19 protein-coding genes are annotated in these 15,960 nt (G+C 47.3%); 16 read left to right on the forward strand and 3 right to left on the reverse strand.

Features of this window, described 5'->3' with window-relative positions; all coding sequences use genetic code 11:
• Positions 1-6: 6 nt before the first annotated feature.
• Complete coding sequence (gene srtB, locus CPZ25_RS01590; RefSeq protein ID WP_058694923.1) at positions 7-750, reverse strand: class B sortase; 744 nt, start codon at positions 748-750, stop codon at positions 7-9.
• A gap of 216 nt (positions 751-966) precedes the next feature.
• On the opposite strand from srtB, the gene rplU reads away from it, so the two are divergent.
• The 10 genes from rplU (at position 967) to CPZ25_RS01640 (ending at position 8,261) form a co-directional block, all read left to right on the forward strand.
• A complete protein-coding gene (rplU, locus tag CPZ25_RS01595) occupies positions 967-1,281 on the forward strand; it encodes a 50S ribosomal protein L21 (protein ID WP_058694922.1) in 315 nt (104 codons plus the stop codon).
• Positions 1,281-1,607 carry a ribosomal-processing cysteine protease Prp gene (locus CPZ25_RS01600; protein WP_058694921.1) on the forward strand — a complete coding sequence of 109 codons (327 nt, stop codon included), beginning with the start codon at positions 1,281-1,283 and terminating at the stop codon, positions 1,605-1,607. The genes rplU and CPZ25_RS01600 overlap by 1 nt, the downstream gene beginning before the upstream one ends.
• 15 nt (positions 1,608-1,622) lie before the next feature.
• Complete coding sequence (rpmA, locus tag CPZ25_RS01605; protein ID WP_013379990.1) at positions 1,623-1,910, forward strand: 50S ribosomal protein L27; 288 nt, start codon at positions 1,623-1,625, stop codon at positions 1,908-1,910.
• Positions 1,911-2,018: 108 nt separating this feature from the next.
• Positions 2,019-3,299 carry a GTPase ObgE gene (gene obgE, locus CPZ25_RS01610; RefSeq protein ID WP_058694920.1) on the forward strand — a complete coding sequence of 427 codons (1,281 nt, stop codon included), beginning with the start codon at positions 2,019-2,021 and terminating at the stop codon, positions 3,297-3,299.
• Between the two features lie 37 nt (positions 3,300-3,336).
• Positions 3,337-3,666 carry a YhbY family RNA-binding protein gene (locus CPZ25_RS01615; RefSeq protein WP_058694919.1) on the forward strand — a complete coding sequence of 110 codons (330 nt, stop codon included), beginning with the start codon at positions 3,337-3,339 and terminating at the stop codon, positions 3,664-3,666.
• Positions 3,667-3,683: 17 nt separating this feature from the next.
• Complete coding sequence (nadD, locus tag CPZ25_RS01620; RefSeq protein ID WP_058694918.1) at positions 3,684-4,313, forward strand: nicotinate-nucleotide adenylyltransferase; 630 nt, start codon at positions 3,684-3,686, stop codon at positions 4,311-4,313.
• Positions 4,310-4,900, forward strand: a complete 591-nt coding sequence (gene yqeK, locus CPZ25_RS01625) for a bis(5'-nucleosyl)-tetraphosphatase (symmetrical) YqeK (protein ID WP_058694917.1) — start codon at positions 4,310-4,312, stop codon at positions 4,898-4,900. Before nadD ends, yqeK begins: the two co-directional genes overlap by 4 nt.
• Positions 4,897-5,250, forward strand: coding sequence for a ribosome silencing factor (gene rsfS / locus CPZ25_RS01630; RefSeq protein ID WP_207670840.1), 354 nt, complete (start codon positions 4,897-4,899; stop codon positions 5,248-5,250). The genes yqeK and rsfS overlap by 4 nt, the downstream gene beginning before the upstream one ends.
• A 128-nt stretch (positions 5,251-5,378) precedes the next feature.
• Positions 5,379-6,464, forward strand: coding sequence for a redox-regulated ATPase YchF (ychF, locus tag CPZ25_RS01635; protein ID WP_096919468.1), 1,086 nt, complete (start codon positions 5,379-5,381; stop codon positions 6,462-6,464).
• A 60-nt stretch (positions 6,465-6,524) separates the two neighbouring features.
• On the forward strand, positions 6,525-8,261 hold the full coding sequence (locus tag CPZ25_RS01640) for a B12-binding domain-containing radical SAM protein (protein ID WP_096919469.1): 1,737 nt from the start codon (positions 6,525-6,527) through the stop codon (positions 8,259-8,261).
• Between the two features lie 168 nt (positions 8,262-8,429).
• Here the strand turns inward: CPZ25_RS01640 and CPZ25_RS01645 are convergent, their stop codons facing one another.
• Both CPZ25_RS01645 and CPZ25_RS01650 read right to left on the reverse strand, forming a co-directional pair.
• Positions 8,430-9,902, reverse strand: coding sequence for a sensor histidine kinase (locus tag CPZ25_RS01645; RefSeq protein ID WP_096919470.1), 1,473 nt, complete (start codon positions 9,900-9,902; stop codon positions 8,430-8,432).
• Complete coding sequence (locus tag CPZ25_RS01650) at positions 9,889-10,563, reverse strand: response regulator transcription factor (protein ID WP_074616061.1); 675 nt, start codon at positions 10,561-10,563, stop codon at positions 9,889-9,891. Before CPZ25_RS01650 ends, CPZ25_RS01645 begins: the two co-directional genes overlap by 14 nt.
• A gap of 160 nt (positions 10,564-10,723) precedes the next feature.
• On the opposite strand from CPZ25_RS01650, the gene CPZ25_RS01655 reads away from it, so the two are divergent.
• The 6 genes from CPZ25_RS01655 to CPZ25_RS01680 all read left to right on the forward strand — a co-directional run bounded on the left by CPZ25_RS01655 (position 10,724) and on the right by CPZ25_RS01680 (position 15,957).
• Positions 10,724-11,392 (forward strand): response regulator transcription factor, encoded by a 669-nt coding sequence (locus tag CPZ25_RS01655; protein ID WP_013380000.1) that lies wholly within the window; start codon positions 10,724-10,726, stop codon positions 11,390-11,392.
• Positions 11,392-12,648, forward strand: a complete 1,257-nt coding sequence (locus CPZ25_RS01660; RefSeq protein ID WP_074616060.1) for a sensor histidine kinase — start codon at positions 11,392-11,394, stop codon at positions 12,646-12,648. Before CPZ25_RS01655 ends, CPZ25_RS01660 begins: the two co-directional genes overlap by 1 nt.
• A gap of 112 nt (positions 12,649-12,760) precedes the next feature.
• Entirely contained in the window at positions 12,761-13,225 is a 465-nt protein-coding gene (locus CPZ25_RS01665) for a tRNA (cytidine(34)-2'-O)-methyltransferase (RefSeq protein WP_058694912.1), read from the forward strand.
• Positions 13,226-13,376: 151 nt separating this feature from the next.
• Positions 13,377-14,555, forward strand: a complete 1,179-nt coding sequence (locus CPZ25_RS01670) for a lysylphosphatidylglycerol synthase transmembrane domain-containing protein (protein WP_074616059.1) — start codon at positions 13,377-13,379, stop codon at positions 14,553-14,555.
• Entirely contained in the window at positions 14,542-15,384 is an 843-nt protein-coding gene (locus CPZ25_RS01675; RefSeq protein WP_082669312.1) for a fumarate hydratase, read from the forward strand. The genes CPZ25_RS01670 and CPZ25_RS01675 overlap by 14 nt, the downstream gene beginning before the upstream one ends.
• Before the next feature lie 9 nt (positions 15,385-15,393).
• Positions 15,394-15,957, forward strand: a complete 564-nt coding sequence (locus CPZ25_RS01680; RefSeq protein WP_058694910.1) for a Fe-S-containing hydro-lyase — start codon at positions 15,394-15,396, stop codon at positions 15,955-15,957.
• Positions 15,958-15,960: the final 3 nt, after the last annotated feature.

Below are 15,960 nucleotides of genomic sequence, written 5' to 3' on the forward strand. Positions count from 1 at the left end.
TTTTGTTTATGAAATTTTCCTGGCTGTGACAACCAGCCGGCCATCGTCCATGTCAAAAACACAGGTAGAAAGGGTCAGGATTTCATCGTCTGGCTCAAGAACTACGTCCGTTTTATAGAGACTGCGGTTCTGGATGCGCTGGAAATAAGAGAGGAAGTCCTCGTCACCCGCAAAATCGGGGCGCCGGTAGTCATAGTCGGCTTCGGTTTTGTAGACAGAGAAGATCTCCCATTTCCCCGGATCACCGACTCGGTCGTACTCGATGGTCTGATGCGCCCTGAAGAAGCTCTCATCCAGATAGTTGTGAAGATCTCCGAAAGTGGAGGATTTCTGGATATTGTGGCTGTGCCCATACAGAACGCTGTTCTGGGCCTTTGGCACACGGTTAAAATTGTAGGTATAATCGAGAAAGACTGCGCCCCATTGGGATTCCTCGCCCTCAAAGGTGGTGTATAGATACTTTTCGTTATTGTCGGTCTGGACAACTGGATAATCGATGGAGGTGCCCTCTATTTTTATCCAGCCGACAGTGTCCGGGTTAACGGCCTTGAGGGCATCGAAGTCAACGCCTGTATCCTCCGCGGTTGGCTGGGCAATGCTGGCGACCGCTTCTTTTTTAAAATACTGGCGGATATAAGGCAGGCTGTAGTAAATCAGGCCAGCAAGTGAGGCGATAATGACGATAATACAAATGCTGTTTATGATCCGGTTGCTTGTCTTTTTATTTTCAGTCTTTGGGTTTTGGCTCATTTTGGCTTCCTTTATCAAAAATAGTAACGGATTTATTTTAGCATAATTACCTTAAAAAGAAAGCACCTGCGTTTTAAAAAGAAAAAAATTTTATTTGTGATTGACAAAGACTTTGGGCATGTGTTATGATTAACGAGTTATGAAGCCGCACATGTAAGGTTATAAGTCAGAAATGCACCTTTCGTGGCGAGACTGGTATGAGGAGGTGTTTTTATTATGTACGCAATCATTAAAACAGGTGGTAAGCAGTACCGTGTTCAGCAGGACGATGTGATCGAAATTGAAAAACTCAATCTCGAAGACGGCGCGAAGGAAGTTTCTTTCAGCGATGTTTTAGCTGTGAACAAAGACGGTGAATTAACTGTTGGTACTCCGGTTGTTGAAAATGCAGTGGTTAAAGGCGAAGTTTTAGAAGTAGCTAAGGCTTCAAAGGTAATTGTTTATAAATATAAATCTAAAAAAGATTACCGTAAAAAACAGGGCCACAGACAGCCGTTCATGAAAGTTAAAATTACAGCAATCGAAGCGTAATGATTACAGTAACTTTTGAGAGAGACCGCGATACGATACGAAAAGTAGAGGTATCCGGACATGGAGAATATGCGGATTCAGGCGAAGATATCGTATGCGCAGGAGTCTCGATCTTAACCATCAGTATATTGAATGGCTTGAGTGAGATCGTTGGTCTGACCGATTTAAACCGTCGGGTAGATGAGGGCTATACGTCCTTTGAAATTCCCGAAATCAAAGACCCGGTGCAGAAAATTCAGGCGGACGCCTTGATGGATACTTTCCATTTAGGGCTGTGCGCTACAGAAGCCGCTTATAGAGATTATGTTAAAATAATTGATAATTAACAGGAGGTGAAAATAATGATTAAAATGAACCTTCAACTGTTTGCCCACAAAAAAGGGGTAGGTAGTTCTAGAAACGGTCGTGACAGTGAATCCAAACGTCTTGGCGTTAAAAGAGGAGACGGTCAGTTCGTATTGGCTGGTAACATTTTAGTAAGACAGAGAGGAACTCATATTCATCCCGGCAAGAACGTAGGCCGCGGTGGCGATGATACTTTATTTGCGATGTGTGACGGTGTCGTAACTTTCGAACGTAAAGGCAAAGACAAGAAACAGGTCAGCATTTATCCTCGAGAAGCAATGTAGTTCTTTCAGGACGACAGTCGAATAATATCAAAAACCTCTTATTGTATTATTATGATAAGAGGTTTTTCTTATATATGGGTATATAAACATTGGAAATGAGGTGTTATAATGTTTGTTGATCAAGCGCAGATATATGTAACTGCTGGTAACGGCGGTCATGGCGGAATGAGCTTCCGCCGGGAAAAATACGTCCCGAACGGCGGGCCGGACGGTGGAAACGGGGGCCGGGGCGGCAATGTCATTGTCGAGGCGGATAATGGCCTGAGAACGCTGCTGGCTTTTAAATACCGCAAAAAATATAAAGCGGAAAGCGGCGGAAATGGAACAGGGGGACGCTCGACTGGTAAATCCGGTGAGGACCTGCTCATAAAGGTGCCGGTGGGCACAGTGGTCAAGGATAAGACAACAGGCCGGATTCTCTGCGATTTAAGCGAGGACGGCGAATCCTGTATTGTGGCCCAGGGCGGCCGGGGAGGACTCGGAAATATGAATTTCTCGACCTCCACCAGACAGGCCCCGAGATTTGCCCAGGGCGGCGTAAAGGGGCAGGAGAGAACCCTGGTGCTGGAATTAAAGCTTTTGGCTGACGTCGGGCTGCTGGGGTTCCCAAACGTTGGAAAGTCAACCTTTCTCTCCATGGTAACAGCCGCTAAGCCCAAAATTGCGAATTATCATTTCACAACCATCGTGCCAAACCTTGGTGTGGTGGAATGGAAGGATTACGATCCCTTTGTCATCGCGGATATTCCTGGAATTATCGAGGGAGCTCATGAAGGCACCGGTCTGGGAATCCAGTTTTTGCGCCATGTTGAGCGGACAAAGCTTTTAATCCACATGCTGGATGCCTCTGGCAGTGAAGGCCGGGACCCTCTGGCAGATTTTAAGGCCATCAATGAGGAATTAAAAGAATATAACGAGCGTCTGGCCCAGAGAATGCAGGTAGTAGCCTTGAATAAGGTAGACCTGATCTCTGATCCTGAGGAGCTGGAGCTCTTGGTTTCTGAATTTGAAGCGATGGGCTATGAGGTATTCCCCATATCTGCCGCTACCGGAAAGGGTATTGATGCCCTGCTCAGCCGTGTGATTCAACTGCTCGATGAAATCGGCGAGGTTGAACCAATCTTTGAGGTGGAAGCCGATGAGGATGTGGTATACAAGGCCGATTTTGATGAAGAACCCTTCACGGTCCACAAAGAAGGCGATGTCTACGTGGTGGAAGGTGATTTTGAACGGCTGATCAATTCCGTCAACTTTGAGGACTTTGACTCCATCGGATATTTCCAGAGAGTGCTCAAGGACAAGGGCATATTCAAAAAGCTCGAGGAAATGGGGATTCAGGACGAAGACGTCGTCCGGCTTCAGGATATCGAATTTGAATATTTTAAATAAAATTGAGCGAGATATGCTATAATAGAAAGAGAGAAAAATGCTAACAAGTAAACAGAGAAGCTATTTGAGAAAGCTTGCCATGGATATTCCCGATATTATTTTTATCGGAAAGGACGGGATCACCCCTGAGGTTATTCAGCAGACAAGAGACGCCATTGTAGCCAGAGAGCTGATAAAGGGAAAAATCCAGCAGAATTCCATGGAAGAGGTGGAAGACGCCGCCCGGACGCTGGCCGCTGCCACAAAGGCAGAGGTGGTCTGTACCATTGGCAATAAATTCATATTGTATAAAAAGAATCTTTTGAAAACAAAGATAGAAGTGCCGTCCAAAAATTCAAAGACGCTGAAAAAGAAAAACAAACGGTAGCTTTTAAAGAGGTAAGTATGGAAAAAATAGGCTTATTAGGCGGGAGCTTTAATCCGGTCCATAACGGGCACCTTCTGCTGGCAGAATCGGCCAGAGACCAGTATGGTCTGGATAAGGTGCTGTTTATACCTGCCGGCAACAATCCCTTTAAAGAGATGGATAAGGAGATCGACCGCAGGCACCGCCTGAAAATGGTGGAGCTCGCGACCAAGTCCAATCCTTATTTTGAGGTGCTGTCCATCGAGATCGACCGGCCGGGGATGACCTACACCGTCGATACCATCGAGCAGATCAAGCAGACCTATCCGGAGAGTAATTTTTATTTTATCACCGGCGCGGACATCATGTTTGAGATCACGCTTTGGAAAGGGGCGCCGGAGCTGCTGGCGTCTGTTAATTTCATCACGACCTTCAGGCCGGGCTATTCACATAATAAGCTGGACGCGCGGATCGAGGAGCTCCAGGAAATTTACGGCGCCAGGATCTATAAACTATTTACCTCGGAAATGGACATTGCCTCCTCGGATATTCGGGGAAGGGTAAAGAATGGCTATTCCATAAAATACCTTCTGCCGGAGGCGGTTGAGCAGTATATTTTTGAAAATCAGCTTTATTTGGCGAAGCAGCCCATGGGAGATGCAGAATGAACTATGCGGAAATTCAAAAGAAACTAAAAAAAGAGCTGAAGCCCAAGCGCTACGAGCATACCCTAAACGTGGTGGAATCTGCCCTGAAGCTGGCGGAAATCTACCCCTGCGATGCAAACAAGGTGAAGTATGCCGCCCTGCTGCACGACTGCGCCAAAAACTACAGCGACGCCCAGCTTCTGGAAACAGCCGAGAAGCATTATCTCAATGTCGATGAGATTACCCGTCGTGAGCCGCAGCTTTTGCACGGCCCGGTGGGGGCGGTGGTGGCCCGTACAGAATACGGCATTGAGAACAAGGAAATACTCGGCGCCATCAAATACCACACAACCGGGCGGAAAAACATGAGCGTTCTCGAAAAAATTATCTACCTTGCTGATTTTATCGAGCCTGGGCGCAGCTACCCGGGAGTTGATAAGCTCAGGAAGATGGCTTTTGAAGATCTGGACGACGCGATGATCCAGGCGCTGACCAATACAATCCGCTATATCAGCGGAATCGGCGGCCTGATTCACGAAAGAACCGTATCGGCACGTAATTATTTGATCCTTGAAAAAATGGATCGCGAAAAAAATAAAAAGGAGTGATTGATATCGAACCAAAAGAATTTGCAGAAAAAGTAAAAGAGTGGATTGACGCTAAAAATGGAACTGACGTTGAAATCATTGATATTTCGGAGGTTTCAACCTTGGGCGATTACTTTGTCATCGCCAGCGGTAATTCGGAACGCCAGGTTAAGGCCATTGCCGACAATGTCGAGTATGAAGCCGAAAAGCTTGGTATTATCCCGAAAAGCATCGAGGGCGAACGAGAAGCCCGCTGGATTTTGCTGGACTACTATGACGTGATCGTTCATATTTTCCACGCAGAGGAACGCCAGTTTTATAATCTGGAACGCCTCTGGAAAGACGGCACAAGACCTTCTACCTTTGAATAAGCAAAGGGCCGGATATTTATTCGGTCCTTTTTCTTTGTTTATGCGTACTGTCTGCTTGCGATTATGCGTTTCCTATTGTATAATTATAAAGTTAACGAACACCGAATTGTAAAAAGAGAGGTATACAGATGAAAATTGGAATTGTCGGATTACCCAACGTAGGTAAAAGTACAATTTTTAATGCGATAACAAAGGCCGGCGCAGAGTCCGCCAACTATCCTTTTTGCACCATCGACCCAAATGTGGGCGTGGTAACCGTACCGGACGAACGGCTGGAAGTGCTTGAGAAAATGTATCAGTCCAAAAGAGTGGTGCCCACCACCATTGAATTTGTGGACATTGCGGGTCTGGTCAAGGGCGCCAGCAAGGGCGAGGGCCTGGGCAATAAGTTTTTGTCCCATATTCGTGAGGTCGACGCCATTGCCCATGTGGTCCGCTGCTTTGAGGACGAGAATGTCATCCATGTCGAGGGGAAGATCGATCCTCTGGACGACCTGGAAACCATCAACCTCGAGCTGATTTTGGCCGATTTGGAAATGGTGGACCGCCGGGTTGAAAAGACGCGTAAAGCCGCCAAGGGCGATAAAGCAGAAAGAGCGAACCTCGAAATTCTGGAAAAGCTGAAGACCATTCTGGAAGCGGGAAAAATGCCGCTGAACACAGATTTTTCTGAGGACGAATGGCAGTATGTCTCTGGACTCCAGCTCATTTCCACAAAGCCGGTTTTGTACATTGCCAATGTGGCTGAGGATGATCTAATCTCGGATAACGACATGGTCAAAGCCTTAAAAGAAAAGGTATCCGGCGATAACCGTGAGGTCATTAAAATTTCCGCTAAGATCGAGGAAGAAATTGCAGAGCTGGACGATGAAGAAAAAGCTCTGTTCCTGACAGATCTCGGCCTTGAGGCTTCTGGATTAGACCAGGTTATCCGGGCCGGCTATAAACTGCTGGGCCTGATCACCTTCCTGACCGCAGGGCCCGAGGAAACGCGCGCCTGGACCATCCGAAAAGGCACAAAGGCACCCCAGGCTGCCGGAAAGATACACTCCGACATAGAGCGCGGCTTTATCCGGGCTGAGATTACCACCTATGAACAGCTGGTGAAAGCCGGCTCAGACGTAAAGGCCAAAGAACTTGGCGTTACCCGTATCGAGGGTAAGGACTACGTCATGCAGGATGGCGACGTCACATTTTTCCGGTTTAATGTATAATAAAATGTCCCGAAACGTGGTACCGCATGTTTCGGGATTTTTCTGTAAAAGAGGAAACAAATGAGTAAATGTGTATTAGTGGGTGTCAACGCAAAATATGTGCACACCAATCTTGCCATAAGAGCCCTGAAAGCAGCTGCCCCAGAGGCGGATGTGGCGCTCTGTGAGGTAACCATCAATGACCAGATTAACGTGGTGGCCGGCAAACTTTTGAGGATGCAGGCAAGCTGCTATGGTTTTTCCTGTTATATCTGGAACATGGCGTTCATTTCAAAAATCAGTGAGGTTCTGAAAAAGAGCCGTCCCAACTGTGTTGTGTTCTGGGGCGGGCCCGAGGTTTCCTACGACAGCGGACGCCTTCTGGAAGAACATCCCTTTGTGGATTATATTATTTCCGGCGAGGGGGAAACCGTTTTTCCCGAATTCATAGAGACCCTGCAGGGCAGAGATAAAACGCCGCTTCTGAAAATGGAGAATGTCAACTGGTTTGGGCGCAATGTGTCCCACTCGCATATCGGCGGTGAAAAGATCGGGATTGTCGAGGAACTCGGCGCGCTGCCTTTTCCCTATGATGATGATAATATCAAGCCAATCTCAGACAAGATCATCTATTATGAGAGCATGCGCGGCTGTCCTTTCCAATGTTCCTACTGCCTTTCATCGACCCTGCAAAAGGTGCGGTTTCTGCCCCTTGAGCGTGTCTTCAGGGAGCTGGATTTTTTCATCAGCCACCGGGTAAAACAGGTGAAATTTGTAGATCGTACCTTTAACGTTGATATCCGGCGAACCAAGGCCATTATTGCCTATCTGGCCGAAAAGAAATGCACCACGAATTTTCATTTTGAAATCGCCGGCGATCTGCTGGACGATGAGCTTCTGGAAATGATCGCGAAAGCGCCAAAGGGCCTGATGCAGTTTGAGATCGGTGTCCAGAGCACCAATGATGCGACCCTGGAGGCCATCACTCGAAAGACGGATCTGGAGAAAATCCGGAAATACGTGAGCCGCCTCATCGGGTTTAAAAACTGCCATGTGCACGTGGACCTGATCGCCGGGCTGCCAAAGGAAACCTACGCGGTTTTCAAAAAATCCTTTGACGAGACCATTGCCATTGAGCCGGATATGCTGCAGCTGGGCTTTTTGAAACTGTTGAAAGGAACAAAGATCCGGAAAGAAGCCGATAAATTTTATTACCGTTACGCGAGCTTTCCGCCCTATGAGGTAATCAGCAATGATTTTATCTCCGCGGATGAGCTCATGCGCTTAAAGGACATTGAGGATTTGGTGGACCGCTATTATAATTCCGGCGTCTTTTATCTGAGTCTGAAATATATTTTTGAGACTCGGTGCTGGGGCTCTCCCTTTGAGTTTTTTGAGGCTTTTTCGGACCATTGGCGGGAGGAAGGGTTTTATGAGCTGGGAAAATCAAAGGAGCAGCTCTATGGAATTTTGCAGGCATTTGCGGCCTCAGGCGCCGAGGCGCCCCACAGAGAAATGCTCGGGGAGCTGATCAAAATGGATTATCTCAGGCAGGGGCACCGGTCCCTCCCGGGCTTTTTCGAAAACCGGACGCTCTCAAAAACAGCGGCCTTTGAACAGCTAAAGGAGGAAGCCTTTGTGGACAGCTTTCTGCCCGCGCTTTCAGGACAGCCTGCCAAGCAGGTGATCAAGCGCGTCTTTTTCCAGTATTTTGAGGAAAACGCCCTTGACCTCGCCCAGAGGTATCTGGGGACAGAGCCGGGCAGGGGAAGCCTATGCGTCTTTTATAAGGGTGCGATGATCCGGGTGGCCGGGTAATCACACACGCCATTTTACGGCATAAAAGCATGCGTGTCTGGACAGCAAACCGGATAGCAAACCGGACATGGTTCCGGACACATTATATAAACCAAACCAAACCAGACCAAACCAAAGAGAGAGGGTGACCCTGTCACCCCCCCTCAAGCTTTTGGTGTCTCTTTTATTTTACTTGTTTAGAAAGATTTTCATGGTGGTGCCCTGCCCCAGGGTACTCTCAATCACAAGCTCTCCGCGGTGCAGCTTTACAATGCTCTCGATGATGGAGAGGCCAAGGCCTGTGCCGCCGGTTTCCCTTGAGCGGTCGCTGTCGACCCGGAAAAAACGCCGGCGCACATTTTCGAGTTCGCTCTCAGGAATGCCGATGCCGGTATCGGTAACGGACAGAACACACCTGTTTGCGGCCTCAGTGCAGCTGAAACGGATTTTTCCCTGTGGTGGGGTATACTTCATGCTGTTGTCGGCAAGTGCTCTTAAAGCCTGCAATATGAGCGATTCATTGCATTTCACCAGACAGTGGTCGGCCCGGGTCAGCTCAAAGGAATGGGTGGAGTCGATCATTTCACATTCGTGGTACACCTTTGTGACAAGCTCGCCCAGATCAGCCGGCTCAAATTTCTGTGTGAAATAGTTGTTTTCAAGGCGGGTGATCAGGAGCAGCTCCTCGACCAGCTTTTTCATATTCTGTATCTCTTCGTTAATAGAATCCACAGATTCTTCCAGGAGCTGCGGGTTTTCCTTGCCCCAGGAGGAGAGGATGTCTGAATAGCCCTGGATGACAGTCAGAGGAATCCGAAGCTCGTGCGACGCGTCTGAGACAAACTGCTTCTGAGCGTCAAAGGCTGATTCGAGCTGGCCGATCATCTGGTTGAGAGATTTGATGAGCTGATCCAGCTCATCGTCGTTTCCGGTTTCTTTGATACGGGTGTTCAGATTGTTCTCCGTGACGTTCTTGGCGGTTTCGGCAATCTCGATCAGCGGCTTAAGAGACCGCTTGGTGCCATAAATCCCGATAAAGATAATGATCGCGAGGCAGACGATGCTGATGGCGATCTGGATACTGAACAGGGCGGTCATGTAGACAAAGCTGTCATTCAGGTTTTTTACAACTTGGATGTAGATGGTGTAGTCGTCGCTGACAAGATAGCTCGAGCCGAGATAGTAATACTCGGTTTTGTTGTAGCGGAAAGAGTCAACAGCCACGTTGTCCTCGGTCTGGTCGGCCGGATTGTCAATATGCAGCTTGAAGAGGTCAATGTTGTATTCTGAGAAGTTATCTTGGTTCAAAAGATCCTCCACCCCTTCGGAGGACAGGTACACATCCCCGTAGTTATCCGAAATTTTATAAGAAATCAAGGTATTATCCTTAACATTCGGGTATATTTTTTCAGAGATAAAGTCCAGACGGCTGTTGGTGGGAAGCGACAGAAGCGCCTCCTCGTTTTCCTTAATCACGTTGATGATATAGCTGTTGAATTTTATGAGATTACTCCGGTTTTCGTTTAAAACGATTTGCTGGGAAAAATAAAACACCATCACAAAGGAAATGATCAGCAGAATCGAGAACGCCAGCACAAAAAACAGAACGATGCGCGTGTAAAGCTTCATCGGCTTTGGTTCCTGAACCTTATTTGACGACATAACCGCGCCCTCTCACTGTCTGGATCAGCTTTCTTTCAAAGGGCTTGTCAATTTTATCCCTCAGGTATTTTATATAAACATCTACGATATTATCGTTTCCAAAATAGTCAAAGCCCCACACCTGGTTCAGAATCTGCTCTCTGGACTGGACCAGACCGTGGTTGAGCACCAGGTAGTGCAGGAGGTCAAACTCGGTTTTTGAAAGCTCAATACTCTCGCCGCCGCGCGTGACCATAAAGGTATCAAGGTCGATGGCCAGATCCTCAAAGCTTACACTGTTTTTGGGTGAGGCGGCGGCTTTTTTTCTTAGATTTGCCTTAATGCGCGCCAGGAGCTCATCAAAAATAAAGGGCTTGGTAATATAGTCGTCAGCGCCCAGATTTAGGCCGTTTACCACATCTCCAGTATCGTCCTTGGCCGTGAGAAAGATCACAGGCAGCTCGGGAGAATGCTCGCGTATGTATTTTAAAACCTCGTAGCCGTTAAGCTGCGGCAGCATGATGTCTAGCAAGACCAGGCCAATGTCCGGGGTGTTGTTGAAAACATCAATGGCCTCCCGTCCGTTAAACGCCTTGACAGTCTCATAGCCTGCGTGGTTCAGCTGAAGCTCGATGATACGGGAAATTTTTTTATCGTCCTCGACAATAAGTATGCAATCCATGGGGTTCCTCCTTCTGTTATCTTTCTTTATTATAAGGATTCCGGGGACGGGATGCAATGAATTTCGCTTGTTCAGGCGCTTTAGCCGTCGAATTTATCCAAATTTAAGGATTGGACTATATACTTAATAATAATAAAATTCCAGAAAATAGGAGAATAAAATGCGCATATTATTTATAGAAGATGAAGTGAAAATTACAGATGCTCTCCAGGAGCTGTGTAAAATCCAAAATATAGATTGTGATGTGGCTAACGATGGTGAGGAGGGGCTTCTTTTTGCCCTCAACCCAATTTATGACGTCATTGTACTGGACATTATGCTGCCCATGAAAAGCGGCCTTGAGATTCTTAAGGAGGTCCGGGACAGGGACATCACGACCCCTGTTTTAATGCTGACCGCCAAGGGGACGGTTGACGATAAGGTCAAGGGTCTTGACCTCGGCGCAGACGACTACCTGATCAAGCCGTTCTCCGCCAAGGAGCTCTTTGCCAGAATCCGCGCGCTGAGCAGACGTCCCGACCATGAAATAAAAGGGGAAATCATTTCCTTTGAGGACGTCAGCTTTAACACCAAGAAGAACATGATGCAGACGCCGGAAAATGAATACAAGCTTTCTGTGAAGGAAGCGAAGATTCTTGAAATGCTGCTGAAGCGTCCAAACCAGGTATTTACCAGAGAACAGATTTTAGACCGGGTGTGGGGCTTTGACAAGGAAGTCAATGAAAATAACATTGAAATATATGTCCATAATCTCCGTAAAAAACTCGCCAATACGAACGTTAAGATTGACACAATCCGTGGTGTAGGTTACACTTTGAGTAAAAAATAATGTTTAAAGAGATCAAGAGGCAAATTACGCTGTTCAACACTTTGATTCTCATTGCTTTTCTTTTTTTATTTATCCTGCTGCTGGGTTTTCTCGTTCAGTGGAGCCTGGGGCTCACCGGCGAGGTTTATCTGATGGATACTGCCAAGGGCATCATCAATAATTCCTCGGAGTCTGAAAAGGGCGACGGTATTTTCAACAATAATTCCATGCATGACAAAATGGGCTATGAATATATTGAATGGGATGAAAATAACCAGACCGTCAGCATGAAGGTCGAAGACAACGATTTGATTATGCATGGCTATGAACTGGCAATGGATCAAAGCTTCAACAATGATTTTAAGGTTTTTAATCTTAACGGGGCAGATTACAGAGTTTATGTGACGCGTTTCAGCCGTGGGGATGAATCCCACACACTCGAGGTTTTTCAGCAGATCACGACTGAGCGCTCAATGATTACTTATGTCATTTCCTTTTTGCTGTTTATTGGCAGCGGGGGGATCCTTTTACTGATCCCGATCAGCTATTTTCTGGCCGGGAAATCCTTACAGCCAATCAAGGAGACATTTGAGAATCAGAAGAAATTTATCGCGGATGCTTCCCATGAGCTCAGGACACCGCTGACAGTGATCCAGACCAATGTGGAGGTTTTAAAGCTGAAGGAGGATGAGGTGCTGAAGGATAATATCCGGTGGCTTAACAACATCAGCCTTGAGAGTGAAACCATGGCCCATCTGGTATCAGAATTGCTGCTGATTGCCCAGGCGGACAACAAAAAGGTCATCATGAAAAAAGAAGTGTTTGATCTCAGCGCGCTTTGCGCCGAGATTATCGACCTGATGTTTGATGTTGCCAGGGAAAATGAGATTGCGCTGAAGGGCAGTATCGCAGAGGGCATTGACTACAAAGGTGATGAGGAGCGGATAAAGCAGGCGATCCGTATTCTGGTCGACAATGCCATTAAATATACGCCTGGAGAAGGAACGGTGACACTCTCTCTGACAATGACAAAGCGGAATGTCTGTATCGCGGTTAAAGACACCGGCGTCGGACTGACAGAGGAAGCGAAAAAGAAAATATTCAGCCGTTTTTACCGTGTTGATGATGCGCGGAACCGTGAGAAAGGCGGCGTAGGTCTGGGTTTAAGCATTGCGGATATGATAGTAAAGCAACATAACGGTAAAATTAAAATCGACAGTGTGCCTGATCAGGGAAGCACCTTTACGATTGTGCTGCCAAAGACCATTTTAAAATAGCAATAAAGATAAATTTCATGACGTTCTGAGTGTTCGGAATGAGATTTATCTTTTTTTATGGTTTTAACATCAATAAATGAATAATAAAAAGGAAAGAGGATAAAAATTAGAAATGAATGTCGTACTGTATCAACCGGAAATACCACAAAACACTGGAAATATCGCGAGGACCTGTGCGCTGACAAACACGAAGCTGCATCTGATAAAGCCGCTGGGCTTTTCGCTGGATGAGAAACACCTGAAGCGTGCAGGGCTGGACTATTGGGATCTCTTGGATTTGGCGGTCTACGACGATTTTGAGGATTTTCTGGCTAAGAATCCGGACCCCGAAATCTATGTGCTCACCACCCACGCCAAGGCGTTCTATTCGGATATCGAGTATGCCGAGGACGCTTACCTGCTGTTTGGGCGTGAGACTGCCGGCCTGCCGGATGAGATCCACAGCGCCTACCCGGATCACCGCTTCCGCATTCCCATGAAAAACCACGAGCGGGCACGCTCCCTTAATCTGTCCAATTCAGTCAATATTGTTTTGTACGAAGCGCTCAGACAACAGGGGTTTCCTGACTTGATTTAAGCTTTATGCGGCGAATCATGAAAAAACAATGAAAAAAACTGAAAAAATTTTCAAAAAGTGTTCTAAATTCCATTAATTCTGTGTTATAATATTTGAATGAAAAAGTAAACGATTCGTCATTAGCGTGAGAAACGTTTACGGGTAGGTGACTATGAATGACAGCAACAGTGGAAAAGCGAAAAGCCGTTTTTCTGAGTTTTGGAAAAAGTATTCGAACTATATCTTTTTTGTTTTCTTAATTGGCGCGACCGTTATTGTAATCCTGACGCAGGTCGATCTCAAGGAGTTCGCTGACACCTTGCGCCGCGCGAATATCGGTTTTCTTTTGTTGGGAATCGTTTGCGTTTTTCTTTACTGGCTCCTGGAGGGGTATATGCTCCTGAAGCTGATGCAGCGCGATTATCCCGGGGAGAAACTGTCCTTTGCGATGGTTGTAACCATTATAGGACAATATTATAATCTGATCACACCAGGATCTTCCGGCGGCCAGCCGCTTCAGCTCTACGAGATGTCCCGACGGGGCTACAGTATGGGCACAGGAACCGCAGTGCTGGTGCAGAAATACGCGCTGTACCAGGTTACGGTTACACTTCTTGCCATTCTGGCCACGCTTTTTAATCTTTCCGAGATCAACAGCGGCCTGATTGCGGCGAGATGGCTGATCGCCTTTGGCCTGATTATCAATATCGCGGGGGTTATCCTTGTCTTTATTCTGGCTTTAAGCCCGAGGATGGCCAGGGGGATCATGAATGGCGTCGTCCGTTTTTTGCTGTTTATCCGTGTCTTTAAGGACCCGGATAAATATTATGCCAAGGTCGACCATTTTATCGGGGAATACTCAGAAGCCATCACTGCGCTCAAGGAGCACAAGCTGGAAACCTTTAAGCTTTTCATGGTCTCCATTGTGCAGATTCTGATTTTTTACAGCATTAACTACTGGGTCTACTGTTCGCTGGGGTTAAGCGGATCCAGCGCGTTCCTGGTCATATCCATGCAGGCGATCCTGTATGTAGCGGTTGCCTTTATCCCGACACCGGGGGCCGCTGGCGGTGCTGAAGCGGGCTTTGCCCTGCTGTTCGGGCCGATTTACGGAGCTGTTAATATGTCGGTGGCCCTGATTCTGTGGCGGATTATCACCTTTTATTTTATTATTTTGTTTGGTGGTGTCTTCCTTTCCCTGAGGTCTGTTATCATGGGTAAAAAGGAGTACAAAAAAATCACGCGGACTGAGGCTCATAACATTGAGCATGTAATCAAACAGGAAGAATTAGAAGAATCTTTTAAAGAGAAAGAACAGCCGAAAGAAGGAGATAAATTTGAAGAAAATTGATGTTAAGTACATAAGAGACACTGTTGCAGAGATGTGTATTGAAGCAAACACTGTACTTACCGATGATATTCTCAAGGAAATGGAGGTAGCTCTGGCGAGGGAAAAATCGCCGAGCGCCATCGCCATTTTGGAAACAATGATCGAAAACTTTGAGGTAGCAGAGAAGAAGGAAATTCCCATCTGTCAGGATACGGGTATGGCGGTTGTCTTTGTTACCATGGGACAGGATCTGCAGATTACCGGCGGGTCCCTGGAGGATGCCATTCAGGACGGCGTTGAAAAGGGCTACCGTGAGGGGTACCTGAGAAAATCGGTTGTGGATGATCCCTTTATCAGAAACAATACCAACACGAATACCCCCGCCATTATCCATTATAAGGTGGTCCCGGGGGACGACCTTCATATTAAGGTCATGCCAAAAGGTTTTGGCTCAGAAAACACCAGCGCCATGAAAATGCTTAAGCCATCGGACGGCATCAAGGGCGTTGAGGAGTTTGTACTGGAAACCGTTGAGAAGGGCGCGCCAAATGCCTGTGCACCGATCATTGTGGGCGTGGGTGTGGGCGGCACCTTTGAAAAAGCCGCTCTGTTGGCCAAGGAGGCCCTTAGCCGGCCCATCGGGGTGCGAAATGCCAAGCAGCACATTCAAGGTCTTGAGGAAATACTGATCGAGCGGTGTAATAATCTGGGAATCGGGCCCATGGGGCTCGGCGGCGTCAACACGGTTCTGAGTGTCAATGTCGACGTTTTCCCAACGCATATCGCCGGTTTGCCGGTTGCTGTCAACATCTGCTGTTATGTCAACCGTCATGTGGAACGGACATTATAGGAGGTTTACATGAGTGTGATACGATTAACGACACCGCTTTCAAAGGAAGACGCCGTAAAATTAAAGGCTGGAGATCAGGTTCTGATTTCCGGAGTCATTTATACGGCGAGGGACGCAGCCCACAAAAGAATGGTTGAAACGCTTGAAACCGGTGGCGCATTACCTGTCGATTTTACCGATCAGATCATCTACTATGTAGGGCCTTGCCCTGCCAAGCCAGGCGAGATCATCGGTTCTGCCGGGCCCACCACAAGCCACCGTATGGACGCTTACGCGCCCACGCTGATGGAAAATGGTCTGCGCGGCATGATCGGCAAGGGAAACCGCGGGGAGCTGGTCATCAACAGTATGATGATCAACCAGTGTGTTTATTTTGGATGTGTTGGCGGCGCTGGCGCATTGCTGCAGGACTGTATAAAATCCGTCGAGGTTCTGGCATATGAGGAACTGGGTACAGAGGCGCTGCGCAGGCTGGTGGTAGAGGATTTTCCGGCGCTGGTCGTCATTGATTCAAAGGGAAACAACCTGTACGAAACTGAACGTCAAAAATACGCTAATAAATTTATTGATTAGGAG

Origin of the sequence: Eubacterium maltosivorans (assembly GCF_002441855.2) — a bacterium.
In the GTDB taxonomy this organism is placed as follows: domain Bacteria; phylum Bacillota; class Clostridia; order Eubacteriales; family Eubacteriaceae; genus Eubacterium; species Eubacterium maltosivorans.

Excerpts from the sequence above, each read along its gene's own strand:
- CPZ25_RS01640 (WP_096919469.1), top strand. The coding sequence starts at position 6,525 with ATGAGTAAATGTGTATTAGTGGGTGTCAACGCAAAATATGTGCACACC.
- CPZ25_RS01660 (WP_074616060.1), top strand. The coding sequence starts at position 11,392 with ATGTTTAAAGAGATCAAGAGGCAAATTACGCTGTTCAACACTTTGATT.
- nadD (WP_058694918.1), top strand. The coding sequence starts at position 3,684 with ATGGAAAAAATAGGCTTATTAGGCGGGAGCTTTAATCCGGTCCATAAC.
- srtB (WP_058694923.1), bottom strand. The coding sequence starts at position 750 with ATGAGCCAAAACCCAAAGACTGAAAATAAAAAGACAAGCAACCGGATC.
- rplU (WP_058694922.1), top strand. The coding sequence starts at position 967 with ATGTACGCAATCATTAAAACAGGTGGTAAGCAGTACCGTGTTCAGCAG.
- CPZ25_RS01600 (WP_058694921.1), top strand. The coding sequence starts at position 1,281 with ATGATTACAGTAACTTTTGAGAGAGACCGCGATACGATACGAAAAGTA.
- obgE (WP_058694920.1), top strand. The coding sequence starts at position 2,019 with ATGTTTGTTGATCAAGCGCAGATATATGTAACTGCTGGTAACGGCGGT.
- CPZ25_RS01680 (WP_058694910.1), top strand. The coding sequence starts at position 15,394 with ATGAGTGTGATACGATTAACGACACCGCTTTCAAAGGAAGACGCCGTA.
- rpmA (WP_013379990.1), top strand. The coding sequence starts at position 1,623 with ATGATTAAAATGAACCTTCAACTGTTTGCCCACAAAAAAGGGGTAGGT.
- CPZ25_RS01665 (WP_058694912.1), top strand. The coding sequence starts at position 12,761 with ATGAATGTCGTACTGTATCAACCGGAAATACCACAAAACACTGGAAAT.
- CPZ25_RS01645 (WP_096919470.1), bottom strand. The coding sequence starts at position 9,902 with ATGTCGTCAAATAAGGTTCAGGAACCAAAGCCGATGAAGCTTTACACG.
- CPZ25_RS01615 (WP_058694919.1), top strand. The coding sequence starts at position 3,337 with ATGCTAACAAGTAAACAGAGAAGCTATTTGAGAAAGCTTGCCATGGAT.
- ychF (WP_096919468.1), top strand. The coding sequence starts at position 5,379 with ATGAAAATTGGAATTGTCGGATTACCCAACGTAGGTAAAAGTACAATT.
- CPZ25_RS01655 (WP_013380000.1), top strand. The coding sequence starts at position 10,724 with ATGCGCATATTATTTATAGAAGATGAAGTGAAAATTACAGATGCTCTC.
- CPZ25_RS01670 (WP_074616059.1), top strand. The coding sequence starts at position 13,377 with ATGAATGACAGCAACAGTGGAAAAGCGAAAAGCCGTTTTTCTGAGTTT.
- yqeK (WP_058694917.1), top strand. The coding sequence starts at position 4,310 with ATGAACTATGCGGAAATTCAAAAGAAACTAAAAAAAGAGCTGAAGCCC.
- CPZ25_RS01650 (WP_074616061.1), bottom strand. The coding sequence starts at position 10,563 with ATGGATTGCATACTTATTGTCGAGGACGATAAAAAAATTTCCCGTATC.